Origin of the sequence: Streptacidiphilus sp. MAP12-33 (assembly GCF_041261265.1) — a bacterium.
Classification (GTDB): domain Bacteria; phylum Actinomycetota; class Actinomycetes; order Streptomycetales; family Streptomycetaceae; genus Streptacidiphilus.
In genome coordinates, this window is sequence record NZ_JBGCCA010000042.1 from 1 (window position 1) to 24,425 (window position 24,425).

Sequence of the window (24,425 nt, forward strand, 5' to 3'; positions counted from 1 at the left end):
CGGGTGTTTGGCCCCCGGGCCGCGGGGGGGGGGGGGGGGGGCCCGGGCGCCCCCCCCCCCCCCGGGGGGGGGGGGGGCCCCCCCCCGCCCCCCCCCGGGGGGGGGGGGGGGGGCCCGGCCCCCCCCCCCCCCCCGCGCCCCTGGCACAGTGCAACGACCTGGGGGAGCGAAGCTGAAGCGTCAGCGGCTCTGCTGGGCCGGGACGCCGCGGCCCATGACGTCGTCGTCCGGGGCGGCAGCCGCCGCGACCGCCGCGCCCGTGAGGGTGGCGAGCATCTCGCGGACGTTGGTGAGCTGGGCGTTGATGCTGTCGCGACGGTTCGTCAGCGCCGCGAGCTCGCGCTCGCTCTCGCTGCGGACGCGGTCCGCCTTCGCGTTGGCGTCGGCGACGATGTCCTCGGCCTGGCGCTGGGCGGTCTCGACCGTCTGACGCGCGCGACGCTCGGCGTCGGTGCGGAGCTTCTCAGCCTCCAGGCGGAGCTGCTCGGCGCGGTGCTCGATCTCGGCGAGGCGCTTCTCGGCCTTGGCCTGACGCGCGGCCAGGTCACGCTCGGACTGCTCGCGGCGCTTGGCCAGGTTGGTCTCGAAGTCGGCCGCGGCCTGGGCCGCCTTGGCGCGGGTCTCCTCGAAGAGGGCGTCCGCCTCCTCGCGCTTGTTCTGCGCGTCCTTCGCCGCCTCGGCGCGGAGCTGGGTGGAGTCGCTCTTCGCCTTGTCGACGATGCGCAGCCCCTCCTCCTCGGACTTCGCCTTGCGGTCCTTGGCGTAGCCGTCGGCCTCGCTGCGGACCTGCTGGGCGGCTGCCTCGGCCAGCTCGCGGTGCTGCTCGGCGGCGCGGCGGGCCTCCTCACGCAGGTCCTTGGCCTCCTCCTCGGCCAGCCGCAGGATCTTCTCGACGCGCGCGCCGAGACCCGCGTAGGACGGCTCGGCGTCCGTGATCTGGGCCTGCGCCGTCTGCGTCTCGAGGTGCAGCTCCTCGATGCGCTTCTCCAGCGCACCGATCCGGTTGAGGGCGCCGTCGCGGTCAGCGACCAGCTTGCCGATGCGCTCGTCGACCTGAGCCCGCTCGTACCCGCGGCGCACAACGTCGAAGCCGTGCGGAGAGTGTGTGTCGCTCATAGGGGTGGAGTTCCTGTCGTATGCCCGGAGAGTCGGATGGTTGAGGTGAGGTGATAGGGCGAATCCTGACACGGATTCGGAGTGTCATCGGCGTAAAGCCGATGAAGAGTGGAGAATGACCGCTCAATCGGGTGGTTGCGTGCCACCGCGTTTGCCACCCGGACGAGTGGCCCCCGCGCCGACGCCCGCTGGGGCTCCGCCGCGGCCGCCACCCGGCCTGTTGTTGCTGTCCCCGTTGGCCCTGCTCGCCCCACCGGCCGTGCCGTTGCCGGCGCCGCCCGTCCCCCCGTTGGGCTTTCCCGCTCCGCCGGGCGCCTCGAAGGCCTCGAGGGCCTGGAGTACGTCCTGCACGCGGGCGATCTCGGTGTTGATGTCCTTGCGCCGGTTGACCAGCTCGTCGAGCTCCCTGCGGCCCTCGTCGGTGATCCGCTTGGCCTCGGTCCGTGCCTCCTCGACGGTCTGCTCGGCCTCGGCGCGCGCCCGGTCGCGCTCCGACTCGCCCGCCTCGATCGCGTCCTGACGGGTCTTCTCGGCGGCCGCCGCGGCGGCGGACCGCTGCTGCTCGGCCTCCTCGCGGGCGGCCTCCAGCGCGGCGTCGGCGTCGGCCTTGCGCGCCTCGGCCTCCTTGAGCAGGCCCTCCGCCTTCCGGACGGCGGCGATGCGGACCTTGCTGGCCTCGGCGGACGCCTCGGCCTGCAGCTCGGCGGCCTTCTCCGTGGCCACGGCGAGCTCGCGCTCGGCCTCGGCCCGCATCCCGTCGAGCTGGTCGTTGGTCTCGGAGATCAGCTTGTCGACCCGCTCGCCGGCCGAGCGCAGCGCCTCCGCGGACTCCTTGCGGGCCCGCTCGTGCAGTGCCTCGATGTCGGCGTGGGTGCGCTCGCGCAGCTCCTCGGCGCGCTCGCGGATCTGCGTGGCGTCGCCGCGGGCCTCGACCAGCATGGTGTCGGCGTCGCGACGGGCCTGCTCGACCAGCGTGCTGCCCTCGGCCGCACCCTCGGCGGCGATCCGCTCGGCCTCCTTGCGGGCGGCCGAGACCATCGCGTCGGCCTGCTCCTCGGCGGCGGCCGTGGTGGCCAGCGCGGCGGTCTCGGCGTCGGCGGTGACGGACTCGGCCAGCTCCTGCGCCTCCGCGAGGGCGCGGGTGGCGTCCTCGGCGGCCCTGGCGCGCAGCTCCTCGGCCTCGGCGCGCAGGCGCTGGGACTCCTGCTCGGCCTGCTCGCGCAGTTGCTCGGCCTCGGCGCGCAGCCGGGCGGCCTCGGTGGTGGCCAGCTCGCGGATCTGCGCGGCCTCGCGCTCGGCGTCGGCGCGGGTCTGCGTGTTCTGTGCCTCGGCCTGCTCGTAGAGGCCGGCCACGGACTGGCGGACCTCGGCGGCCTCGTCCTCCGCAGCGGCGATCCGGCTCGCGGCGTCGCGCTCGTTCTCCTCGCGTGCGGCCTCGATCCTCGCCCGCTCCTCGGCGAAGGCCTCGGCGGCCTCCGCGCGCAGCGCGGCGAGCTCTGAGGTGACCCGCTCGCGGTCCTCGGCGGCCTCGGCGCGCAGCCGCGCGGCCTCGGTGGTGGCCAGCTGGCGCACCTGCTGTGCCTCGCGCTCGGCGCCGTCGCGGGTCTCGCCCGCGGCCAGCTCGGCCTCGGTGCGCAGTTCGGTCAGCTCGGCGTCGAAGAGCGCGCGGTCGGCGGCGGCCTTGGCCTCGGCGTCGGCGAGGACCTTGGCGGCCTCCTCGCGCAGTTCGGCGACGGCGGTCTCGGTGTCGGTCAGCGCCCTGGCGGCGGACTCGCGCGAACCCTTGGCGTCGGCCAGGTCGGCGGCGGCGGCCGCACGGGCCTCCTCGCGGACCCGGTCGGCCTCGGAGTGGGCCTCGGCCAGCACCTGGTCGCGGCGGTCGGCCAGCTCGTGCTCGGTCTCGGCGCGCAGCGCGGCCAGGTCGGCGGCGTGCTGGGCGGCGTCCTGCTCGGCCTGGGCGATGATCTCGGCGGTGCGCGCGTCGGCGACGGTGCGCTGCTCCATCATCGCCGCGCGCTCGGCCTCGATCGCGGCGTCGGCCTCGGCGCGGATCCGGGCCAGCTCGCCCCCGGCCTCGTCGTAGTCACGGCGGGCACGCGCGTGCAGTTCCTCGGCGGCGGCCTGGGCGGCCTCGCGGATCTGTGCGGCGACCCGGTCGGCCTCGGCGCGCAGCTCGGCGAACTCCGCCTCCAGCGCCTCCCGGTCGGCGGTGGCCTTGGCCTCGGCGTCGGCGAGGACCGTGGCGGCCTCCTCGCGCAGTTCGGCGACGGCGGTCTCGGTGTCGGTGAGCTGCTTGGCGGCGGACTCGCGCGAGGCCTTCGCGTCGGCGATGTCCTGGGCGGCGTGCTCGCGGCCCTCGGCGCGGACCCGGTCGGCCTCGGCGTGGGCCGCGGCGACGATCGACTCGCGCTGCTCGGCGTGCTCGCGTTCGGCCTGGGCGCGCAGGTCGGCCAGGTCGGCGGCGTGCTGGACGCGGGCCTGCTCGGCCTGCTCGGCGGCGGCGCGCGCCTCGGCGTGCAGGGTCTCGCGCTGCTGCGCGGCCTCGGCCTCGTGCTGCTCCAGTTTGAGCCGGACCTGCTCGGCGCCCGCCTGGGTCTCGGCGGCCAACTGCTCGGCCGCCGCCCGGGCCTCGGCGAGCAGCGTCTCGCGCTGCTGCGCGGCTTCTGCCTCGTGCTGCTCGACGGCGAGACGAACCCGCTCGGCCTCGGCCCGGACCTCGGCGAGCAGGGTCTCGCGCTGCTGCCTGGCTTCGGCGTCCTGCTGCTCGACCGCGAGGCGGAGCTGCTCGGCGGCAGCCTGCGCCTCGGCGAGCAGCGACTCGCGCTGTTCGGCGTCCTCGGCGAGCTGCTGGGCGCGGGCCTGCTCGGCCTCCTCGGCGGCCTCCTGGGCGCGGCCGCGGATCAGGTCCGCGTCGGCCTTGGCGGCGACCAGCGTGGAGAGCCGCTTGTCGGCGAGCTCGCTCGCCTGGCGCTCGGCGGCCTCGCGGGCCTGCTCGGCCTGACGCTCGGCCTCGGCCTCGGCCGCCTCCCGGCGGCTGACCAGGTCGGCCTCCAGGTCGCGGGCGGCCTCGCGGATCCGCTCCGCGTCGGCCTCGGCCTCGGCGACGGACGCGGCGGCCTGCTCGCGCAGGGTCTTGGCGTCCTCCAGGTCCTGGGCGGCGGCCTCGCGGGCCTTGGCCCGGATCTGCTCGGCGTCGGCCTCGGCGGACTCCGTCTTGGCCTTGGCGGCGGCGACGTCCCCGGCGACCGACTCCTGGGCCTCGGCGCGCAGGCGCTCGATCTCGGAGTCGAGGTCGGCGCGCATCCGGGCCAACTCGTTCTCGGCCTGGGCGCGGGACTCGGCGACCTCGACGGCGGTGCGCTCGCGCAGCTCGGCGGCGGCGCGGGCGTCCTCGGCGGCCTTCTCGGCGTCGGCGGCCGCCTGCCGGGCGCGCTCGCCGGCCAGCTGCTCGCTGGCGGCCAGGATCTGCTCGCGCTCCTGCCGGGCTTCGGCCTGGACACGCTCGGCCTCGGCGGTGGCCTGGGCGTGCAGCTCCTCGACGGCGGCGAGCGTGGTCGCGTGAGTCTCGTCGGCGGCGGCCTGTGCGGCGGCGACGATCTCCTCGGCCCTGGCGGAGCCCTTGGCGGCCTCGGCGTCGCGGACACCCTCGGCCTCGCCGCGGATGCGCTCGGCCTCGGTCTTGGCGCGGGTCAGCACCTGCTCGGCGCGGCCCTGCATCTCGCGGGCGTCCTCGGCGGCGCGCGCCTTGGTGGCGGCGACCTCCTCGGCGGCACCGCCGCGCAGCTCGTCGGCGTCGGCCTTCGCCTTGACCAGCAGCTCCTCGGCGCTGCGGGCGGACTCCTCGATCTGTCCTATGGCCTGGCGGCGCGCCTCACCGAGGGTCCGCTCGACCTCGACGGCGGTCTCGGCGCGCAGCTGCTCGGCCTGGGCGCGCAGCTGGGCGGCGGCGTCCTGGTGGGCGGCGATCTCGTCAAGGGCCATGCCCTGGGCCTGCTCGGCGGCGGACCTGGCCTGCTCGCGCAGCAGCTGGACCTCGGCCCTGGCCTCGGTCTGGATCCGCTCGGCCTCCTCGGCGGCGTTCTGCCGGACCGTCTCGGCGTCGGCGGTGGCGCGGGAGACGACCTCCTCGGCGGTGCGGGCCGCCTTGGCGAGGTGGACGGTGGCGGTGGCGGCGCCCTCGGTGCGGGCGGACTCCAGGGCCTCGGCCTTGAGCCGCTCGATCTCGGCGCGGGCCTCCTCCAGCAGGCGCTGGGCCTCGACCTTGAGCTCGTCGGCTTCCTTGGTCGCGACGGCGACCATGCGGGCGATCTCGGCCTTGGCGGTCTCGGTGCGCTGCACGCCGGCGGCCTCGACCCCGGCCAGGCGGGCCTCGGCCTCGCCGCGCAGCCCCTCGGCCTCGCCGCGCAGGGCGGCGGCCTGGTCGCGCAGGCGCTGGATCTCGGCCTGGGCGGCGGCGAGGCGCTCGTCGGCCTCGACACCGGCGTCGGCGCGGACCCGGTCGGCGCGCTCGGTGGCGTCCTGGGCCTGCGCGGCGGCGGCGTGCAGCAGCCGCTCGGCCTCGGTGCGGGCGCGCTGGAGCACCGCGTCGGCCTCGTAGCGGGTGGACTCGACGTCGGCGGCCACCTGGGAGGTGGCGGCCTCGGAGACGGCCATGGCCTCGGCGCGGGCGACGCCCATCATCCGCTCGGCCTCGGCGCGGGCCTCCTCGAGGATCTGGCGGGCCTGCTGCTCGGTGCCGGCGCGGGCCTGCTCGGCCCAGGAGACGTTCTCGTTGACGTGCTGCTGCGCGCTGCGGCGCAGCTCGGCGAGCTCGGCCTCCAGCTGGCGGCGCCGGGCCTCGGCCTCGGCCTGCCACTCGGCCTGGAGCCGGGCGGAACGCTCGGCGGCCTCCTGCATCAGCCGGGCGGTGGCGTTCTGCGCCTCCATCCGGGTGCGCTCGGCCTCCTGCCGCAGCTGCTCGGCCTGCGCCTCGGCGTTGCGCAGGATCTGCTCGGCCTGCCCGGCCACGGAGTCGAAGGCGCGCGGCTGCGCAAGCTGCCGACGTGATTCGTGCAGCTTGGCGCGGAGGACCTCGACCTGGTAGGCGAGGTCCTCGGCGTGTGTGACGGCCTTCTCGCGCTCCTTGCGAAGCCGCTCCATGTCGGCCTCGAACTTGGCGAGGTGATCGTCAACCTCGTAGCCGTCGTTGCCCCGCACTCCGCGGTCCCATCCGTCTCCATGATCGCGTCGCCACACCGTGCGCGGTTCGGGTGTATCCCGCTCCGCCGTCCGGGTGAGCTCCTTGGTGAACCCTATGCCTTACGGAGAATGGTGGCAGATCGTGGGGAAGAGTGGGCCACTCGGTGTCTCGCGCACCCCACCCGCACCCCCCGGCTACCGGGCCGTGGCACCGGCGCATTTTCTCACGTCATCGGGGGTGCGTGCAGGGGGGTCCGGTGGTTTTTCTTGCTTTCGGTGTCCGGCGGCTTGCTACTCGCGAGTTACTCGTGGGTCGGCTGGGAGGCCGAGGTGACCAGCTCGGTGAGCACGCCGTGGCAGTCCTTGGGGTGCAGGAAGGTGATGCGGGAGCCCATGGAGCCGATACGCGGCTCGTCGTAGAGAACCCGGACACCCTTGCCACGGATGTCCGCGGCGTCGCCGTCCACGTCCGCGGTGCCGAAGGCGATGTGGTGGACGCCCTCGCCGTTCTTGGCCAGCCACTTGCCGACGGCGGAGTCCTCTCGGGTGGGCTCCAGCAGCTGCAGGTAGCTCGCGCCGCCGTCAGAGGTCTCGTTGATCTTCAGCATGGCCTCGCGGACGCCCTGCTCCTCGTTGACCTCGCTGTGGAAGACCTCGAAGCCGTAGGTCGCGCGGTAGAACTCGACCGTCTTGTCCAGGTCGAAGCAGGCGATGCCGATGTGGTCGATGCGCGTCAGCACGGGGAGGTCCCTCCTGGGGGAATGAAGGTAGGCGTATCTACGCTCCTTCCAATAGAGCGCAACTCGGGTCCGGACGAAACCCGTGGTGACCGTGCCCGTGATCACACCGTGTGCCGGGTGACGACCCCACGGGCGGTCAGTACATTGAGCGGAAAACTCCCGACTGGCACTCGGTGCCGTGGCACACCGTCGCCTGCCAGTTCCGTCGCAGCAAAGGGGCTCGACCACCATGAGCAGCAACACGGCAAGCCGCGCCACCACATCCGTGATCGTCGCGGGCGCCCGCACTCCCATGGGCCGCCTGCTCGGCTCGCTCAAGGGGTTCTCCGGCGCCGACCTCGGCGGCGTCGCGATCAAGGCTGCGCTGGAGCGCGCCGGCATCACCGGGGACCAGGTCCAGTACGTGATCATGGGCCAGGTGCTGCAGGCCGGCGCCGGCCAGATCCCCGCCCGCCAGGCCGCGGTCAAGGCCGGCATCCCGATGAACGTCCCGGCGCTGACCATCAACAAGGTCTGCCTCTCCGGCCTGGACGCGATCGCGCTGGCCGACCAGCTGATCCGCGCGGGCGAGTTCGACGTCGTCGTGGCCGGTGGCCAGGAGTCGATGACCAACGCCCCGCACCTGCTGCCGAAGTCCCGCGAGGGCTTCAAGTACGGCGCGATCGAGATGCTCGACGCGATGGCCTACGACGGCCTCACCGACGCTTTCGACGGCATCCCGATGGGCGAGTCGACGGAGACCCACAACACCCGCCTCGGCATCCAGCGCCCCGAGCAGGACGAGATCGCCGCGCGCTCGCACCAGCTGGCCGCGGCCGCGCAGAAGAACGGCGTCTTCGAGGCCGAGATCGTCCCCGTCGAGATCCCGCAGCGCAAGGGTGAGCCGGTGCTGTTCTCCGTGGACGAGGGCGTCCGGGCGGACACCACGGTGGAGTCCCTGGGCAAGCTGCGTCCCGCCTTCACCAAGGACGGCACGATCACGGCCGGCACCTCCTCGCAGATCTCCGACGGCGCGGCCGCGGTGGTCGTGATGAGCAAGGCCAAGGCCGAGGAGCTGGGCCTGACCTGGATCGCCGAGATCGGCGCGCACGGCAACGTGGCGGGCCCGGACAACTCGCTGCAATCGCAGCCGTCCAACGCGATCCAGCACGCGCTGTCCAAGGAGGGCATCGGCGTCGAGGACCTCGACCTGGTCGAGATCAACGAGGCGTTCGCGGCCGTCGCCGTGCAGTCGGTGAAGGACCTGGGGATTTCCCTCGACAAGGTGAACGTCAACGGCGGCGCGATCGCGCTGGGTCACCCGATCGGGATGTCCGGCGCCCGCGTGGTGCTCACCCTGGCGCTGGAGCTCCAGCGCCGCGGCGGCGGCGTCGGCGCGGCCGCGCTCTGCGGCGGCGGCGGCCAGGGCGACGCCCTCGTCATCCGCGTCCCGAAGGCCTGAAAGGCCCGTAGGGCCTGACGGGGCGCGGGGAGCTGCGCGAACAACCACCCACTGCGGATGGCTCTGCTCGTTCGGCGGGTCATCTGCGTGGGTGGCTGGTCGCACCCGCGCGGCGGAGCCGCATATCGGTGCGGCCCCGCGCCCCTGGACAGTGCAACCATCTGCGGGAGCACGGCCGTCCGCTCGCGCCCGCGCGGCGGAGCCGCATAGTCGGTGCCGCCCCGCGCCCCTGGACAGTGCAACTGCATCTCGGATCATTTCTGGAGCTCCGCACGATGATCGACGTCCCCACTCTCGTCGCGCAGGCCCGTGAAGGGCGGCCGCGTGCCGTCGCGCGGCTGATCTCGCTGGTCGAGGGCGCCAGCCCGCAACTGCGGGAGGTCATGGCCGCGCTCGCGCCGCTGACGGGGCGCGCCTACGTCGTGGGGCTGACCGGCTCGCCGGGGGTGGGGAAGTCGACGTCCACCTCCGCGCTCGTCACCGCGTACCGGCGGCTGGGCAAGCGGGTGGGGGTGCTGGCCGTCGACCCCTCCTCGCCGTTCTCCGGCGGAGCCCTCCTCGGGGACCGCGTCCGCATGCAGGAGCACGCGACGGACCCGGAGGTCTTCATCCGGTCCATGGCCACCCGTGGCCACCTCGGTGGTCTGGCCTGGTCCGCGCCGCAGGCGATCCGCGTGCTGGATGCCGCCGGGTGCGAGGTGATCCTGGTCGAGACCGTCGGGGTCGGTCAGTCCGAGGTCGAGATCGCGGCCCAGGCGGACACCACGATCGTGCTGCTCGCGCCGGGCATGGGCGACGGCATCCAGGCGGCCAAGGCGGGCATCCTGGAGATCGGCGACGTCTACGTCGTCAACAAGGCCGACCGGGACGGCGCGGACGCGACCGCCCGCGAGCTCAACCACATGCTGGGCCTGGGCGAGGCCCGGGGCGCCGGGGACTGGCGTCCGCCGATCGTGAAGACGGTCGCGGCCAAGCACGAGGGCGTCGACGAGGTCGTCGAGGCGCTGGAAAAGCACCACGCCTGGATGTCCGAGCACGGCGAGCTCGCCGCGCGCCGCCTGCGCCGGGCCGCGCAGGAGGTCGAGACCATCGCGGTGACCGCCCTGCGCGAGCGTTTCGCCGACGTGCACGGCGACAAGCACCTCGCCGCGCTGGCCCAGAAGGTCGCCGAAGGTGAGCTGGACCCCTACACGGCGGCGGACGACCTGATCGCGGCTGTCACCTCATGACCGGCGCGATGCTGGACGTCGCCTGGAACCACGGCACGCCGGGGGAGCCGCGGATCCAGGTGCACCACTACGACGCCGGGACCGTGATCCTGCGGCAGAGCAAGCGGCTCAACTACGAGGCGCCGTTCATGTTCCTGCTGTTCGGCGCGGACCGTGCCCTGCTGCTCGACACCGGCGCCACCGAGGACCCGGCACGGTTCCCGCTGCGGGAGACCGTCGACGGACTGGTCGCCGAGTGGCTCGCCGCGCACCCCCGCGAGGGGTACGAGCTCGTCGTGGCGCACACCCACGGCCACGGCGACCACGTGGCCGCCGACGCCCAGTTCGCGGACCGGCCGGACACCACCGTCGTCGCCCGCGAGGTCGAGGCGGTGCGGGAGTTCTTCGGCTTCGGGGAGGACTGGCCCACCGGCACCGCCTTGTTCGACCTCGGCGGGCGGGAGCTGACGCTGCTCGGCTCGCCCGGCCACCATGCCTCGGCGGTCACGGTGTTCGACCCGGCCACGGGCTTCCTGCTGACCGGCGACACGGTCCTGCCCGGGCGCCTGTACGCCTTCGACTACCCGGCCTTCCTGGCCACCCTGGACCGGATGGTCGACTTCGCGTCCGGGCACGCGGTGACGCACGTGATCGGGTGCCACGTCGAGATGGGCCGCGCCCCGGGGCGCGAGTACCCGATCGGGGCGCGGTACCAGCCGGACGAGCGGGCGCCGCAGATGACGCCCGCCCAGCTCACGGTCGTCCGCGACGCGGCCCGCGCCGTCGCCGGCCGCCGCGGCGTGCACCGGTTCGACGACTTCGTCGTGTACAACGAGCCGCGCAAGCGCGACATGTACCGCCTGCTGGCCAAGGGCCTGGCGCACAAGGTGCTCGCGCCGCTCAGGCGTCGGTCAGCGCCTGCACGGTGAGGTGGTAGTCCTCACGGATCCGGCCGTCCTCGGCGAGCAGCAGGAAGGCCCGCGCCGCCCAGGCGGTCGTCTCGTCCGGGCGGGCGCGCTCGCCGCCCACGTCGCCCGGCACGCCCTCGCCGTGGCCGGGCCGATGCGGGAGAGCTATCTCGTCGACTGCGGGGAGACCCCGGACGAGAGCCGTTGGCGCACGGAGATCTGCCGGCCGGTCTTCCGCACCTGAGCCCTCCGGACCTGAGCCGCACGGAGCGCGCCTACGATGGGGGCAGCGGCCGCGAGCGATCCTCCGAACCGGAGTCCCAGCCGAGGGAGCGCCCACCCATGCCCGTGCACCGCGTCCACCCCGATGTCAGTGTCCTCAGTGACAGCCTCGAAGTGCCGGGGATCGGCCACATCCCCGTCAACGCGTTCGTCCTCCAGGCCGCCCAGCCCGTCGTCGTCGACACCGGCCTCGGGCTGCCGGACCGGGATTTCCTGCGGACGCTCAGTGCCGTGCTCGACCCCGCCGACGTGCGGTGGATCTGGCTGACACACCCCGACCGCGACCACACGGGCGGGATCTTCGCCCTGCTGGACGCCGCGCCGCGGGCGCGGGTGGTGACCACCTTCGCCGGGGCCGGGATCATGTCCACCGAGCACCCGCTGCCGATGGACCGGATCTACCTGCTCAACCCCGGGCAGTCGCTGGACGTCGGGGACCGGACCCTCACCGGCTTCCGGCCGCCGCTGTTCGACAACCCGGCGACGGTCGGGTTCTTCGACGACCGCACCGGGGTCTGCTTCAGCTCCGACTGTTTCGGCGGCCCGCTGCCGAGCGCGGAGCTCGCACAGGGCCCAGACGCGCGCGACCTCGCTCCGCGGGGCCTGAGCGACCTCCAGGTCTTCTGGGCGAGCGTGGACAGTCCGTGGGTCGAGAACGTCGACGCGGAGCGGTTCGAGCGCAGCTGGCAGCTGTTGCGGGAGCGCGCGCCCGAGCTCGTGCTGTCGACCCATCTGCCCCCGGCTTCCGGCATCACCGGACAGATGATCGACACGCTCGGCGCCGTGGCCGGGCTCGCGCCGTTCGTCGGCCCGGACCAGGCCGCGCTGGAGCAGATGCTGGCCGGATTCGAGCCCGCGGGTCGTCCGTGAGGCCGAGCCGGGTCAGCCGCGTCCGCGCAGCTCGCGCAGGTGGTCCGCGATCGGGGCGAGGGCCTCGTAGATCGAGGAGATCTGGTCCTCGTCGAAACGGTCGATGAAGTGCTCACGCACCTTGCGGACGTGGCGCGGGGCGACGTGGCGCATGGTGTCCCAGCCGCGGTCGGTCAGCACCGCGAACAGGCCGCGGCGGTCGCCCGGGCAGGTGTCGCGGGTGACCAGGCCCGCGGCCTCCATCCGGGTGATCTGGTGGGAGAGGCGGCTCTTGGACTGCAGCGTGGCGACCGCCAGGTCGGTCATCCGCATCCGCCGTTGCGGAGCCTCGGAGAGCTCGACCAGGATGGTGTAGTCGTTCATCGAGAGCCCGTAGGGTTGCAGCTCGCGCTCCAGTTGGTACATCAGGAGCCGGCTGACCTCCAGATGGGCTCGCCACAGACGCTGCTCCTCCGCGGTGAGCCACGGGGCGTCCTCCTGGGGGTCCGGGTGGGACGGGGGAAGGACGGACGGGGCTGTGGTGGTGTCCATAGCCCGATGATACGTCGTTTAGTTGAAAATTGTACTATTCAACGATCGCCGAAGGCCCATCCAGGGCCTCGTCCCGCTGCGGCGCCACCCGATCGAGTGGCGCGTTCTGGTGGACGCTCTGGTGGACGTTCTGGTGGGCGTTCGCCATCGCCGCCGCGAGCCCCGCCTCCCGGGCCTTGAGCGAGGCCTGGTGCGCCGCCGTCTCGATCTCCAGCAGCGAGGCGCCGTGCCGCTCCGCCTCGAAGGCCTTCGCGCCGCCGCGCAGACCGAAGAGCCGCTTGGCCAGCAGGATGTAGAGGACGGCCAGCACGTTCAGGGCCAACGTGCCGATCTTGAAGCCGCTGACCTTGTGCGTCAGCTCCATGATCTCCAGCGGCAGGAACGCCGCCGTGGCCACCACCGTCAGGTACTCCGCCCAGCGCTTGGCCGCCCACAGTCCGAAGGCCTCGACGATCTCGATCAGCGCGTAGGCGACCAGCGCGCCCGCGGTGATCAGCAGGGTGCTGTGCTTGTACTGGAACGTCTTCTGGATGGTGTCGACTATCGGCGAGTGGTCCAGGTCGTAGTGGAAGTGCTGCGCGATCGGACGGAAGAGCGTCAGGTTGTCGTTGAACAGCTGCTGCACCGAGGTCTGGCTGTTGCTGAACTTCCACACCGCCCAGGCCACCAGGATGATGAACACCCCGCGCACCAGCCGCTCCACGGCCAGGAAGCGCAGGATGAACAGGTCGCGCAGCGCCTTGCCGCGCGGGACGGTCGGGGCGTCCGCCGCCGGGCCGGTGCCGTGCGCCTCGCCGACCGCGAAGTCCCCGCAGCGCAGGCAGCGCCAGGCCTCGCCCACCGCCGTCTCGACCCGCAGCCGCTCGCGCAGCTCCGGCTCGGTCGGTGCGTAGGTGGTGTGCCCCTTGCGGGCGCAGTGCCGGCGGTCCCAGTCCCTCGTCATGGGCGGGAGAATATCCGGCTGAACGTCCGAAAAGCGGGTCGGTCATACTGAACGGACGCGCTTGGCGCGAGATTGCGACATTCCCGAGAGGTTCGAAGGTTCGACGTGAAGACCACCGCCATCCACCGCCTGCGTCTGGTGTCCATGCCGGAGGGCGTCTCCTTCCTCCTGCTGCTCGTCTGCTCCGTCCTGAAGCGCACCACCAGCTTCAACGCGGTGCCGGTGATGGGCATGGTGCACGGCATCCTCTTCGTCCTGTACGCGGTCTTCGCGCTGATGGCCTGGCGCGAGCAGGGCTGGGACTTCAAGCGCTTCGCCTGGATCATGATCCTTTCGGTCCTGCCGACCGGCGGCTTCTTCGCCGAGCGCATCCTCGCCCGCGAGGAGCGGGAGACCGCCCCCGCCATGGCGTGAGACGGCCGGTCGCACCGTGCTGACCTAGCGGTAACGTGTCAGCGTGCCGAAGCCGCTGAGCCTCTCCTTCGATCCCATCGAACGCGCCGACGAACTGTGGGCGCGGCGCTGGGGCGCGGTGCCGTCCATGGCGGCGATCACCTCGGTGATGCGGGCCCAGCAGATCCTGCTCGCGCAGGTCGACGCGATCGTCAAGCCGTACAAGCTGACCTTCGCCCGGTACGAGGCGCTGGTGCTGCTCACCTTCAGCCAGGCCGGCGAGCTGCCGCTGTCCAAGATCGGCCAGCGGCTCATGGTGCACCCCACCAGCGTGACCAACACCGTCGACCGCCTGGAGGCGGCCGGTCTGGTCACCCGGCGCCCGAACCCGCTGGACGGCCGTGGTGTCCTCGCCGCGATCACGCCCAAGGGCCGTGAGGTGGTCGAGGCGGCCACCCAGGACCTGATGGCCATGGACTTCGGCCTGACCGGCTACGACGCCGAGGGCTGCAAGCAGCTGTTCGAGATGCTGCGGCCGCTGCGGATAGCGGCCGGCGACTTCGAGGACCGCCAGGAGGCCCAGGAGTCCGGGGCGGTGTGAGAGATCGACTTTTGCCGGTCTACTCTCGATGACTATGAACAAGTCCAACCCCGCCTCCTCTCTGCTCACGGCCTACCGTGCGCTGGCGTACGTGACCGGCGTGGGCCTGGTCCTGCTCTGCCTCGCGTGCGTCAACGCCTACCTCCTCAACGGCTCGCGGACGCCGGTGATGATCGTCGGCACCCTGCACGGCTGGCTCTACATGGCCTATGTCGTCGTCGCCTTCATCCTCGGCATGAAGCTCGAGTGGCCGATGGGCAAGATCGTCTGGACGGTTCTGGCCGGCACCATCCCGACCGCCGTCTTCTTCGTCGAGCGCCGCGTCGTGCGCGAGATGAAGGCCCAGCTGGCCGCCCAGGAGCAGGAGCAACTGGTCGGCGCCTGATCCTCCTCGCTTTCGCCCGCGCCCCACGGTTCACCGGACCGTGGGGCGCTGTGCTGCATGTCTCCATCGACAGGCGCTCGGGCATCCGAGTAAATTGAAGTACTAGGACGTCCGAGTATTTTCGTATTCTGCCGAGGGCGAGGGCCACCACCGATGGACGCACAGCAGACCGATGCCGCCCGGGAGCGGTGGCAGCAGCGTTACGACCGCGCCCGCAAGCGCGACGCGGACTTCACCACGCTGTCCGGTGACGAGGTCGAGCCCGCGTACGGTCCGCCCGCCGGCACCACCTACCCCGGCTTCGAGCGCATCGGCTGGCCCGGCGAGTTCCCCTACACCCGCGGCCTCTACCCCACCGGCTACCGCGGCCGCACCTGGACCATCCGCCAGTTCGCGGGCTTCGGCAACGCCGAGCAGACCAACGAGCGCTACCGGATGATCCTCGACGCGGGCGGCGGCGGCCTCTCCGTCGCCTTCGACATGCCGACGCTGATGGGCCGCGACTCCGACGACGAGCGTTCGCTCGGCGAGGTCGGCCACTGCGGTGTCGCCATCGACTCCGCCGCCGACATGGAGGTGCTCTTCCGCGACCTGCCGCTGGCGGACGTCACCACGTCGATGACCATCTCCGGCCCGGCGGTCCCGGTCTTCTGCATGTACCTCGTCGCCGCCGAGCGCCAGGGCGTCGACCCGGGCGTGCTCAACGGCACGCTGCAGACGGACATCTTCAAGGAGTACATCGCGCAGAAGGAGTGGCTCTTCGCTCCTGAGCCCCACCTGCGCCTGATCGGCGACCTGATGGAGTACTGCGCCGCCAACATCCCGGCGTACAAGCCCCTTTCGGTCTCCGGCTACCACATCCGCGAGGCGGGCGCGACAGCCGCGCAGGAGCTGGCGTTCACCCTCGCGGACGGTTTCGCCTACGTCGAGCTCGGCCTGTCGCGCGGCCTCGACGTCGACGTCTTCGCGCCGGGGCTCTCCTTCTTCTTCGACGCGCACCTGGACTTCTTCGAGGAGATCGCCAAGTTCCGTGCCGCGCGCCGGATCTGGGCCAAGCGCCTGCGTGACGTCTACGGGGCCAAGACCGAGAAGGCGCAGTGGCTGCGCTTCCACACGCAGACGGCGGGCGTCTCGCTCACCGCGCAGCAGCCGTACAACAACGTGGTCCGCACGGCCGTCGAGGCCCTCTCGGCGGTGCTGGGCGGCACCAACTCGCTGCACACCAACGCCCTGGACGAGACCCTCGCGCTGCCGAGCGAGCAGGCGGCGGAGATCGCGCTGCGCACGCAGCAGGTGCTGATGGAGGAGACCGGCGTCGCCAACGTCGCCGACCCGCTGGGTGGTTCCTGGTATGTCGAGGCGCTGACCGACCGGATCGAGGCCCAGGCCGAGGCGATCTTCAGCAAGATCATGGACATGGGTGCGGCGGCGGTGGGTGCGGGTAAGGAGCACCCGATCGGCCCGATGACCTCCGGCATCCTGCGCGGCATCGAGAACGGCTACTTCACCGGCGAGAGCGCGGACGCGGCCTTCCAGTACCAGGTCGCCCTGGAGAAGGGCGACAAGCGCGTCGTCGGCGTCAACACCGCGACCGGTTCGGTCACCCCGCCGCTGGAGATCCTCCGGGTCAGCCACGAGGTCGAGCGCGAGCAGGTCCGCGTCCTCGCGGAGCGCAAGTCCGCCCGCGACGAGGCCGCGGTCAAGGCCGGTCTCGACGCCATGCTCGCCGCCGCCCGCTCGGGCGCGAACATGGTCCCCCCGATGCTGGACGCGGTCCGCGCGGAGGCGACCCTCGGCGAGATCTGCAACGTGCTGCGCGACGAGTGGGGCGTCTACGTGGAGCCGGCCGGCTTCTGACCGCTCTCGCCCCCGGGCCCGGAACACCGCGACGGCGGCGTCCCGGGCCCTTGCGCGATTCGCGCCATGGGCTCGGAGGTGTCCGACGCGGAGCTCTACCGCACGGGCGACCTGGAGGGCGGCCTCGCCTGCACCCCCGAGGCGTTGCGTCGGATCTTCTCCGGCCTGACCGAGGTGGAGCTGCGCCGGATGCGGGAGGAGGGACCCGACTCGCCGCTCTTCGGGGTGCCCTTCCTGTGGGCGGCGCTTCTGCGCCGCTGAGGTTCAGGCCGGCCCGTCGGCCGTCAGGCCGGGGACGACCCACAACTGCGGCATCCCGAGCACTGGCGCGCCAAAGGCGTCGATGCCGGAGGGCCGGTCAGCATCAGGGACCCGTACACGGGACAGGGCCTCGCACGTTCACGGTGGACGGCGCGTCAGCCCGCGGCGATCTCCGTCAGCGGGTGGAGCAGCAGGGTGGTGAAGGCACTGATCCACTCGGCCGTCGCGGGCTCGCCGCTGACGAGCATGCGGTGGACGACCGTGCCGGCGACCGTGTCGAAGATGATGTCGACCGCCGCCGCCGCGGCCTCCGCACAGGTGTCGGCGGGGAGTTCGCCGCGGGCCTGGGCGGCGGCGCGGCCGGCGAGGACCAAACGTTTCTGCGGCTCGATGATGGCCTCGCGCACGCGCAGCCGCAGCAGCGGGTCGCGGGTGGCCTCCGCGAACAGGGCCAGCAGGGCCGCCTGCGTCTCCGGGGCGGAGAGCAGCTCGGCGAACCGGCCGACGACCGCCTCGATGTCGGCGCGGAGGCTGCCGAGGTCCGCCATCTCCAGCTCGTCCAGCTTCTCCGCGACGGCCGCGACCACGAGCTCGTTCTTCGAGGGCCAGCGCCGGTACAGCGTCGTCTTGGCGACGCCCGCACGGACGGCCACGTCGCCCATGGTGAGCCCGCCCCAGCCCAGCTCCGCCAGCGCCTCCCGGGTGGCCGCGAGTATCGCGGCATCCGCCTCGGCGTTGCGCGGGCGGCCCTTGCGCGGGCCGGCCGGTGCGGTCACGTCGGGCTCCTTGTGGACGGCGGTTCTGTGAAGGCTGGGTTAACGCAGGTTACTCGCCGGTACTCAGTGCTCCGAGAGGGCGGGCGCAAGAGTGGCGCAGCTCACGTGGAACCTGATGCGCGGAGCCGGTGGACCCATATACGCTACGACTCGTAGCGAAAGAGCGACAACCACGCTGCCGCGCGGATGGGGATCCGCGCCCGCTGACTTTCACACACTCGTACGACGCACCACATCCCCCGAGGTCCTGCAATCCAACAGGACAGCGGGGGTATTGGTGCGAACGGACCGCGCGACGGGGGAGGATAGGCCCATGCAGCCACGGAACAACATGTCCCTGCGCGGCGCGGTCGACCTCGCCGCGGTCAAGGCGGCCGCCGACGCCGCCACCAAGGCGGAGCAGATGCGTGCCGAGCGCGCCCGAAAGGCCGAGGCGAACGGGGTGGACGCCGCGGCCGAGCCACTGATCTTCGCCGTCACCGAGGCCGACTTCCAGGCCACGGTGATCCCGCTCTCCGCCGAGGTCCCGGTGCTGCTGCTGTTCTGGGCCGAGGGCTACGGCCCGGCCGAGCAGCAGGTCCCCGTGATGGAGGCGCTGGCCGAGGAGTACGACGGCCGCTTCGTGCTGGCCGAGGTGGACGTCCGCGACAACCAGCGCCTGGCCCAGCAGCTCCAGCTGCGCGACCTGCCCACCGTGCTGGTGGTCGTCGCCGGTCAGCTGATCCCGCTGTTCGAGGGCCCGGCGATGGCGGAGGAGATCCGCCCGCTGCTGGACCAGCTGATCAAGGAGGCGGCCGAGCGCTTCGGCATCGCCGGCGAGCCCGGTGTCCGCAGCGGCAGGGGCGAGCCGGTGGCCGCGCCTGAGGGCGCCGAGGAGCCGCTCGACCCGGCGCTCGCCGCCGCGCACGACGCGCTGGACCAGGGCGACCTGGGCGGCGCCATCCAGGCCTACCGCAACGTGCTGGCCGACCAGCCCGCCAACGAGGAGGCCAAGCTGGGCCTCGCCCAGGCGGAGCTGCTCCAGCGGGTGCAGGGAGCCGACCCCGCGGCCGTGCGCGCCGCCGCCGCTCAGCAGCCCGGCGACGCCGACGCCCAGATCGCCGCCGCCGACCTGGATCTGGTGGGCGGTCACGTGGACGACGCCTTCGGGCGGCTGGTCGACACGGTGGGCCGCACCTTCGGCGAGCAGCGCGACAAGGTGCGGTTGCACCTGCTCTCCCTCTTCGAGGTGATCGGCGCCGACGACCCCCGCGTGGTGCAGGCGCGGGGCGCTCTGGCACGCAAGCTCTTCTGACGGGTGTCACCTTCGTGAGCGTGTTGCGGAGATGTGTCGACACGCCGACCTGACGTCGACGTGCTTTATCAAATCTTGACATTCCGGCGAGACGGTCACCCTGCGTGGCCGTCTTCGTCTGTTACGCCCGTGTTTCCAGCAGCTTGGCCCGGGGTGCCAGGTGATCACGATCACAGAGCGTCAAACCGGAGTCTTTCCCGGGCCTTGTGTGGTTCACGTGTTCCTTACTCATCGGTAATGAACCACTTGTGCAGCGGCCCCACATGGACCACGATCTAGCACGCTCGGTCCAACACCTGAACCCCGGCAGCCGGTCGGGGAGCGGGCGCTGGAATCCCCACCGGGCGGGGTGTCGGTCCGCCGGCACCTGAGTTGAGGACAGGGGGGTCTCCGTCCGGTGGATGGAGCCTGTGCTCGAAACGGGCGTGCCCCTCGGCACGCACGAGTGGTTGTCGCTCGGGGGTGCTCTCACCTCCCGAGGACGTAGCTCTTCTCCCCATCTCCGGCCGGGCACCCACACCCCGCCGGGAGATGTACGTCCGAGAAGGAGGATCTCGACTCATGTCCCAGACCTTCGGCAAGACCCGCTGGAAGCGCTTCGCCGTCGTCATGGTCCCGACTCTGGCCGCGACCGCCGCGGTCGGTGTCAGCATCGCCCAGGGCGCGCTCGCCGCGTCCTTCGCGCTGTCCGGCGCGTCGTTCAAGGTCGAGGCCGGCTCGCTGCACGGTGACGGCTTCTCGCAGTACGGCACCGTGGACACCGTGGTGAACGGCAGTGGCACCAAGGCGCCGCTTCCGGTCGCGGTTTCCGGCTTCAACAGCGCCACCATCACCAACCTGTGCCAGTCCGTCGACGTGCCGCTCGGCCCGCTGGGTGACTACACCCTGCGGATCACCGCCGGTGACGCGGGCACGCCGGTCCAGGCGTCGAAGCTCTTCATCGACATGACGGACCTGAAGGCCGACACCGCGACCTTCAACAACATCAACATCGGTGTCGCCGGTGGCGCCATCAGCAAGGGCCCGGTGGACTCCACGTCCGCCGCCCAGCCGGGCTTCGCGGGCAGCTTCGGCCAGGAGGCGGACTCCGCCGACCTGACCAACGTCAAGCAGACCGCGTGGGCCACCTCGGCCGGCACCTTCGCCCTGGCGAACATGCACCTCAACCTCTCGTCCGGCAGCAACCCCTGCTTCTGACGTAACCGAGGTACCTGAGGTCTTTCGGCGGGGAGGGCCTGTCCCCTCCCCGCCACCCCCTTTCGAGTTTCGAGCCATCGAGCTCCACCCCAACGAGCTACACCCCTGGGAGCTGCCACGTGACCAGCGCGATGACGACGGCGCAGCCCGATCCGATCAGCGGCTTCACCAAGGTCCGTCGATCCTTCCGTGACTGGCGCCGGACCCGCCCGTTCTGGGGCGGCCTTCTGGTCCTGTGCGCCGCCGGGCCGATCCTCTACTTCCCGTACGCGACGATGAACATCGGCGCGCTCCGCATCCAGATGGCCACGACCGCGGGTGCGGGCTCGGCCGTCATCGGCATGCTGCTGATCGCTCTCGGCATCTCGTGCTGGTTCCAGCCGCTGATCCGCGTCTTCGCCGGCATCGCGGCGATCGTCCTCAGCATCATCTCGCTGCCGGTCTCCAACTTCGGCGGCTTCGGGATGGGCCTGATGCTCGGCATCCTGGGTGGCGCCCTGGTCTGCTCCTGGGCCCCGCTGAAGGCGGAGCCCGAGGCGGGTACGGCCCAGGCGGTCGCGGCGGAGGCGGACACCGGGGTGGTTCTTCCGACCCAGCAGGCGGGCGAGGCGGGAGCGGCTGCGCAGCAGCCGGCCGCGGAGCCCGCCGCACCCGAGGCGCTGGAGCCTCAGGAGCCGCAGGAGGAGAGCAAGAGTGTCGAGTGACAACGAGCAGCAGCCGGTTCGCACCGCCGGCCGCCACGCTGCTCCCCGGCCCACCGTGCGCGGGCGCATGCAGCGCCCCGTCGGTCGCGCCATCGCCCTGACCGCCATGCCGACGGCCCTGCTGATGGGCATGCTCGCCCCCAAGCTGGCCTTCGCCGCGGACGGCGCCGCCAAGGTCGCGCCGAAGTCCGCGCCCGACCTGGCGGGAACGACGGGCGGCACCTGCACCAAGGGCGCTCCCGGTACCGGTACCGGCGCGACCACCCCGGCCACGCCCGGCACCACCACGACCAAGAGCGGCGTGGTGGTCGGCAAGGCCGCCCCGCACACCACCGGCACCGGCGCGTCCGTGCCGGCCCAGCGCGGCGGTACGGGCGGCAGCACGAGCGGCGGCACCGGCTCCGCCTCCGGCGGTTCGGCCGCCGGTGGCTCGGCTTCGGGCGGTTCGGCGTCCGGTGGTTCGGCGTCCGGCGGTTCCGGCTCCGGGAGCACCGGTGGCGGCACGGGCGGCACCGGGACCGGCAGCACGCCGACGCCCACGCCCAGCCCGACCCAGGGCGGCCCCTCCGACCCGCTGGGCGGCATCCTGGGTGGCCTGCTGGGCGGTCTCCTCGGCGGCCACACGGCCTCCGGCACGACCGTCGCCACGACCCCGACGGCGCAGCCGTCCGGGTCCGCCTCGGCGAGCGCGAAGCCGCAGGCGCACGCCGCGGCCGTCCGCAGCGCGGCGACGCCGGCCCCCTCGACGTCGGCCGCGCCCACCTCGGCCAAGCCGAGCGCGACGGCGACCCCGCCGGCGACGCCGAGCACGAGCCCGTCGTCCGGCACCGGCGGCACGGGGGCGACCCCGAGCCCGACGGCCACGCCGACCTCGGACCCGAACAAGCCCTGCGACATCAGCCACCTGGCGGCGCCGCTGGACACCTCGGTCAGCTCGCAGCTCGCGGCCGGCACCATGCCGGTGGAGAAGTGGACGCTGAAGTCCTCCGACCTGAAGCTGATCAACACCGAGTTCCACGGCGTGGTCACCGTCCCGCTGGCGGACGGCAGCACCCAGCGCGTGCTGAAGTTCACCGCCGAGGCGGTCAACATCGGCGACCTCGACATGTCCGCCAACCAGCGCGGCCAGGAGGTCCACGTCCAGGGCTCGCCCGGCTCGACCTCCACCATGCGTGGCGGCACGGTGACGATGTACGTCACCGAGCTCAAGGGCACCCTGCTGGCGGCCGAGGGCATCCCGCTGAGCCTGCTCAACGTCAGCCTGGACCTGACCCCGGACACCCTGCCGCAGTGGCTCTACAACCTCATCGGCGCGATCCCGATCCCGCTGACGCTGGAGATGGGCAATGTGACGGCGATCCAGCAGGGCCAGTTCGGCGGGAACCTGACCATCCCGGGCATGCACCTGTTCTACACGCCGCTCGGACAGTGAGCCGCAGCGCCGCGATCCGCACCACCCGGGACCCCCTCCGCTTCGGCGGAGGGGGTTTCCCTTTTCCCGCGCGGTCGTTGAACCCGGCGTGAGTGACGATCCGATATCCCGACTGCTCGTCCCGGCCTACTTCCACCCGGCCGTCGAGCCCGCCGCGTGGGCCGCGCTGGCGGACGAGGCACCCCGGCTCGCGGGGGTGGTGATCAACCCGGCCAGCGGCCCGGGCCCGGCGGTGGACCAGGCCTACCTCGACGTCCTGCCGCGCCTGCGCGGCGCGACGCGAGTCCTCGGCTACGTGGACACGGACTACGGCCGTCGCCCCCATGCCGAGGTCGTCGCGGAGATCGGCACCTACCGGCGGTGGTACGCCGTCGACGGCGTCTTCCTGGACCAGACCCCGGACGGCTCCGAGGCGCTGCCGCACTACGTCCGTCTGGCGATCGCCGCACGCTCGCTCGGCGCGCCGTACCTCGTCCTCAACCCGGGGGTGCCGCCGCACCCGGCCTACCTCGACCTGGCGGACCTCGTGGTCACCTTCGAGGGCCCGTGGAGCGACTACGGCGACCGGTCATCGGACCCGGGCTGCCACCTCGTCTACGCGGCCCCGCCGGGCGCCCGCGTCCACGGCTACGCCACGCCGGGCGAACTCCCCAACCCCTGGGCGGTGTTCGGCAACGCCTCAGGGGCGCGGGGCTCTGCTCGATGAACTGCCTGCGCGACAGGCCACCCGATGTGGTGTGTCGCCGAACGAGCAGGGCCATCCGCACACGGTGGTTGCTCGCGCACGCAGTTGATCAGCAGAGCCTCGCGCCCCTGGAGAGTGCAGGTGACGGTCAGTCGCCCGTGGCGAGGTGGTGCACGCGCACCATGTTCGTCGTGCCGATGATGCCGGGCGGGGAGCCGGCGGTGACGATGATGGTGTCGCCCTTGCCGAACTTGCCCTGGGCCACCATCGCCTCGTCGACCTGGTCGACCATCGCGTCGGTGTTGGGCGCCTGCGGCAGGACGAAGGTCTCGACGCCCCAGCTGAGGGTCAGCTGGTTGCGGGTGGAGGCCTCCGGCGTGAACGCCATGACCGGGATCGGCGAGCGGTAGCGCGACAGGCGGCGGGCGGTGTCACCGGACTTGGTGAAGGCCACCAGCGCCTTGGCGTTGAGGAAGTCGCCCAGCTCGCACGCCGCGCGGGCGATGGAGCCGCCCTGGGTGCGCGGCTTGCGGCCCGGGTTCAGCGGCTGCAGGCCCTGGGCGAGCAGCTCCTGCTCGGCCGCCTCGATGATCCGGCCCATGGTCTGCACGGTCTCGATCGGGTACTTGCCGACGGAGGACTCCGCGGAGAGCATGACCGCGTCCGTGCCGTCCAGGATCGCGTTGGCGACATCGGAGGCCTCGGCGCGGGTCGGCCGGGACGCGGTGATCATCGACTCCATCATCTGGGTGGCGACGATGACCGGCTTGGCGTTGCGGCGGCAGAGCGTGATCAGACGCTTCTGCACCAACGGGACCTTCTCCAGCGGGTACTCGACCGCGAGGTCGCCGCGGGCGACCATCACCGCGTCGAAGGCCATGACGATCTCTTCCATCGCCTCGACGGCCTGGGGCTTCTCGACCTTGGCGATGACCGGGACGCGGCGTCCCTCCTCGTCCATGACCTTGTGCACGTCGTCGATGTCGGCGGCGTTGCGGACGAAGGAGAGCGCGACCATGTCCACGCCCAGACGCAGCGCGAAGCGCAGGTCGTCCTTGTCCTTCTCGGAGAGCGCGGGGACGTTGACCGCCGCGCCGGGCAGGTTGATGCCCTTGTTGTTCGAGAGCACGCCGCCCTCGACGACGCGGGTCACCACGCGGGGGCCGTCGACGCTGACGACCTCCAGGGCGATGACGCCGTCGTTGATGAGGACCGGGTCGCCGGGCTTCACATCGCCGGGCAGACCCTTGTAGGTCGTGCCGCAGATGTGCTGGTCGCCGGGGACGTCCTCGGTGGTGATGGTGAAGGTGTCGCCGTTCTCCACGGTCACCGGACCGTCGGCGAAGGTGGCGAGGCGGATCTTGGGGCCTTGCAGGTCGGCGAGCACGCCCACCGCGCGGCCGGCTGCGTCGGCAGCCGCGCGGACGTTGTTGTAGCGGTTCTCGTGCTCGGCGTGGCTGCCGTGGCTCATATTCAGACGGGCGACGTTCATTCCGGCTTCGATCAGCGACTTCAGCTGTTCGAATCCGTCGGTCGCGGGACCCAGAGTACAAACGATCTTGGCTCGGCGCATATGGCTCATCCTATCGGCTTACCTTTCCGGCGCATGAGTGCGCATTACGC

General features: G+C 72.4%; 20 protein-coding genes and 2 pseudogenes. 14 read left to right on the top strand and 8 right to left on the bottom strand.

The window, feature by feature from the left end:
• Positions 1-180: 180 nt before the first annotated feature.
• From ABH931_RS33095 to mce, 3 genes are all read right to left on the bottom strand, one after another.
• Complete coding sequence (locus ABH931_RS33095) at positions 181-1,116, bottom strand: cellulose-binding protein (protein WP_370121737.1); 936 nt, start codon at positions 1,114-1,116, stop codon at positions 181-183.
• 123 nt (positions 1,117-1,239) lie between these two features.
• On the bottom strand, positions 1,240-6,312 hold the full coding sequence (locus ABH931_RS33100; protein WP_370121740.1) for a hypothetical protein: 5,073 nt from the start codon (positions 6,310-6,312) through the stop codon (positions 1,240-1,242).
• A gap of 284 nt (positions 6,313-6,596) precedes the next feature.
• Entirely contained in the window at positions 6,597-7,034 is a 438-nt protein-coding gene (gene mce, locus ABH931_RS33105; RefSeq protein ID WP_370121743.1) for a methylmalonyl-CoA epimerase, read from the bottom strand.
• 229 nt (positions 7,035-7,263) lie between these two features.
• On the opposite strand from mce, the gene ABH931_RS33110 reads away from it, so the two are divergent.
• From ABH931_RS33110 to ABH931_RS33120, 3 genes are all read left to right on the top strand, one after another.
• Positions 7,264-8,475, top strand: coding sequence for an acetyl-CoA C-acetyltransferase (locus tag ABH931_RS33110; protein WP_370121746.1), 1,212 nt, complete (start codon positions 7,264-7,266; stop codon positions 8,473-8,475).
• Positions 8,476-8,750: 275 nt separating this feature from the next.
• On the top strand, positions 8,751-9,704 hold the full coding sequence (gene meaB, locus ABH931_RS33115; RefSeq protein WP_370121749.1) for a methylmalonyl Co-A mutase-associated GTPase MeaB: 954 nt from the start codon (positions 8,751-8,753) through the stop codon (positions 9,702-9,704).
• Positions 9,701-10,612, top strand: coding sequence for an MBL fold metallo-hydrolase (locus ABH931_RS33120; RefSeq protein WP_370121752.1), 912 nt, complete (start codon positions 9,701-9,703; stop codon positions 10,610-10,612). Before meaB ends, ABH931_RS33120 begins: the two co-directional genes overlap by 4 nt.
• On the opposite strand, the gene ABH931_RS33125 is transcribed toward ABH931_RS33120, so the two are convergent.
• Positions 10,584-10,724, bottom strand: a complete 141-nt coding sequence (locus ABH931_RS33125) for a hypothetical protein (RefSeq protein WP_370121754.1) — start codon at positions 10,722-10,724, stop codon at positions 10,584-10,586. The genes ABH931_RS33120 and ABH931_RS33125 overlap by 29 nt on opposite strands.
• 209 nt (positions 10,725-10,933) lie before the next feature.
• On the opposite strand from ABH931_RS33125, the gene ABH931_RS33130 reads away from it, so the two are divergent.
• Positions 10,934-11,743 (top strand): MBL fold metallo-hydrolase, encoded by an 810-nt coding sequence (locus ABH931_RS33130; protein ID WP_370121757.1) that lies wholly within the window; start codon positions 10,934-10,936, stop codon positions 11,741-11,743.
• A 12-nt stretch (positions 11,744-11,755) separates the two neighbouring features.
• Here the strand turns inward: ABH931_RS33130 and ABH931_RS33135 are convergent, their stop codons facing one another.
• Both ABH931_RS33135 and ABH931_RS33140 read right to left on the bottom strand, forming a co-directional pair.
• The gene (locus ABH931_RS33135) at positions 11,756-12,274 is read right to left on the bottom strand and encodes a MarR family winged helix-turn-helix transcriptional regulator (protein WP_370121760.1); all 519 of its coding nucleotides are present in this window, start codon (positions 12,272-12,274) and stop codon (positions 11,756-11,758) included.
• Positions 12,275-12,467: 193 nt separating this feature from the next.
• Positions 12,468-13,217 (bottom strand): annotated as a pseudogene (locus ABH931_RS33140) (DUF2127 domain-containing protein); the annotation flags it as partial.
• A 105-nt stretch (positions 13,218-13,322) separates the two neighbouring features.
• Between ABH931_RS33140 and ABH931_RS33145 the strand changes: the two are divergent.
• The 5 genes and pseudogenes from ABH931_RS33145 to ABH931_RS33165 form a co-directional block, all read left to right on the top strand.
• Entirely contained in the window at positions 13,323-13,631 is a 309-nt protein-coding gene (locus ABH931_RS33145) for a DUF3817 domain-containing protein (protein ID WP_370121763.1), read from the top strand.
• Between the two features lie 43 nt (positions 13,632-13,674).
• Positions 13,675-14,211 carry a MarR family winged helix-turn-helix transcriptional regulator gene (locus ABH931_RS33150; RefSeq protein ID WP_370121766.1) on the top strand — a complete coding sequence of 179 codons (537 nt, stop codon included), beginning with the start codon at positions 13,675-13,677 and terminating at the stop codon, positions 14,209-14,211.
• Between the two features lie 34 nt (positions 14,212-14,245).
• Positions 14,246-14,596, top strand: a complete 351-nt coding sequence (locus ABH931_RS33155; protein WP_370121769.1) for a DUF3817 domain-containing protein — start codon at positions 14,246-14,248, stop codon at positions 14,594-14,596.
• A 153-nt stretch (positions 14,597-14,749) separates the two neighbouring features.
• A complete protein-coding gene (locus ABH931_RS33160; protein ID WP_370121772.1) occupies positions 14,750-16,453 on the top strand; it encodes a methylmalonyl-CoA mutase in 1,704 nt (567 codons plus the stop codon).
• Positions 16,454-16,519: 66 nt separating this feature from the next.
• Positions 16,520-16,714 (top strand): annotated as a pseudogene (locus ABH931_RS33165) (SAM-dependent methyltransferase); the annotation flags it as partial.
• A gap of 155 nt (positions 16,715-16,869) precedes the next feature.
• Here ABH931_RS33165 and ABH931_RS33170 read toward each other — a convergent pair.
• Entirely contained in the window at positions 16,870-17,490 is a 621-nt protein-coding gene (locus ABH931_RS33170) for a TetR/AcrR family transcriptional regulator (protein WP_370121774.1), read from the bottom strand.
• A 313-nt stretch (positions 17,491-17,803) separates the two neighbouring features.
• Between ABH931_RS33170 and ABH931_RS33175 the strand changes: the two genes are divergently transcribed.
• The 5 genes from ABH931_RS33175 (at position 17,804) to ABH931_RS33195 (ending at position 22,823) form a co-directional block, all read left to right on the top strand.
• Positions 17,804-18,784, top strand: coding sequence for a tetratricopeptide repeat protein (locus ABH931_RS33175; RefSeq protein ID WP_370121777.1), 981 nt, complete (start codon positions 17,804-17,806; stop codon positions 18,782-18,784).
• Positions 18,785-19,345: 561 nt separating this feature from the next.
• Positions 19,346-19,981, top strand: a complete 636-nt coding sequence (locus ABH931_RS33180) for a DUF6230 family protein (RefSeq protein ID WP_370121780.1) — start codon at positions 19,346-19,348, stop codon at positions 19,979-19,981.
• A gap of 119 nt (positions 19,982-20,100) precedes the next feature.
• Positions 20,101-20,685, top strand: a complete 585-nt coding sequence (locus ABH931_RS33185) for a DUF6114 domain-containing protein (RefSeq protein ID WP_370121783.1) — start codon at positions 20,101-20,103, stop codon at positions 20,683-20,685.
• Positions 20,675-22,117: a hypothetical protein gene (locus ABH931_RS33190; RefSeq protein WP_370121786.1), complete on the top strand. Its 1,443-nt coding sequence runs from the start codon at positions 20,675-20,677 to the stop codon at positions 22,115-22,117. The genes ABH931_RS33185 and ABH931_RS33190 overlap by 11 nt, the downstream gene beginning before the upstream one ends.
• An 88-nt stretch (positions 22,118-22,205) precedes the next feature.
• On the top strand, positions 22,206-22,823 hold the full coding sequence (locus ABH931_RS33195; RefSeq protein WP_370121789.1) for a spherulation-specific family 4 protein: 618 nt from the start codon (positions 22,206-22,208) through the stop codon (positions 22,821-22,823).
• 127 nt (positions 22,824-22,950) lie between these two features.
• Here the strand turns inward: ABH931_RS33195 and pyk are convergent, their stop codons facing one another.
• Entirely contained in the window at positions 22,951-24,375 is a 1,425-nt protein-coding gene (pyk, locus tag ABH931_RS33200; RefSeq protein ID WP_370121792.1) for a pyruvate kinase, read from the bottom strand.
• Between the last annotated feature and the right edge of the window lie 50 nt (positions 24,376-24,425).

Coding starts and splice junctions, on each gene's coding strand:
- ABH931_RS33155 (WP_370121769.1), top strand. CDS start 14,246: ATGAACAAGTCCAACCCCGCCTCCTCTCTGCTCACGGCCTACCGTGCG.
- ABH931_RS33110 (WP_370121746.1), top strand. CDS start 7,264: ATGAGCAGCAACACGGCAAGCCGCGCCACCACATCCGTGATCGTCGCG.
- meaB (WP_370121749.1), top strand. CDS start 8,751: ATGATCGACGTCCCCACTCTCGTCGCGCAGGCCCGTGAAGGGCGGCCG.
- pyk (WP_370121792.1), bottom strand. CDS start 24,375: ATGCGCCGAGCCAAGATCGTTTGTACTCTGGGTCCCGCGACCGACGGA.
- ABH931_RS33095 (WP_370121737.1), bottom strand. CDS start 1,116: ATGAGCGACACACACTCTCCGCACGGCTTCGACGTTGTGCGCCGCGGG.
- ABH931_RS33135 (WP_370121760.1), bottom strand. CDS start 12,274: ATGGACACCACCACAGCCCCGTCCGTCCTTCCCCCGTCCCACCCGGAC.
- ABH931_RS33120 (WP_370121752.1), top strand. CDS start 9,701: ATGACCGGCGCGATGCTGGACGTCGCCTGGAACCACGGCACGCCGGGG.
- ABH931_RS33130 (WP_370121757.1), top strand. CDS start 10,934: ATGCCCGTGCACCGCGTCCACCCCGATGTCAGTGTCCTCAGTGACAGC.
- ABH931_RS33180 (WP_370121780.1), top strand. CDS start 19,346: ATGTCCCAGACCTTCGGCAAGACCCGCTGGAAGCGCTTCGCCGTCGTC.
- ABH931_RS33160 (WP_370121772.1), top strand. CDS start 14,750: ATGGACGCACAGCAGACCGATGCCGCCCGGGAGCGGTGGCAGCAGCGT.
- ABH931_RS33175 (WP_370121777.1), top strand. CDS start 17,804: ATGCAGCCACGGAACAACATGTCCCTGCGCGGCGCGGTCGACCTCGCC.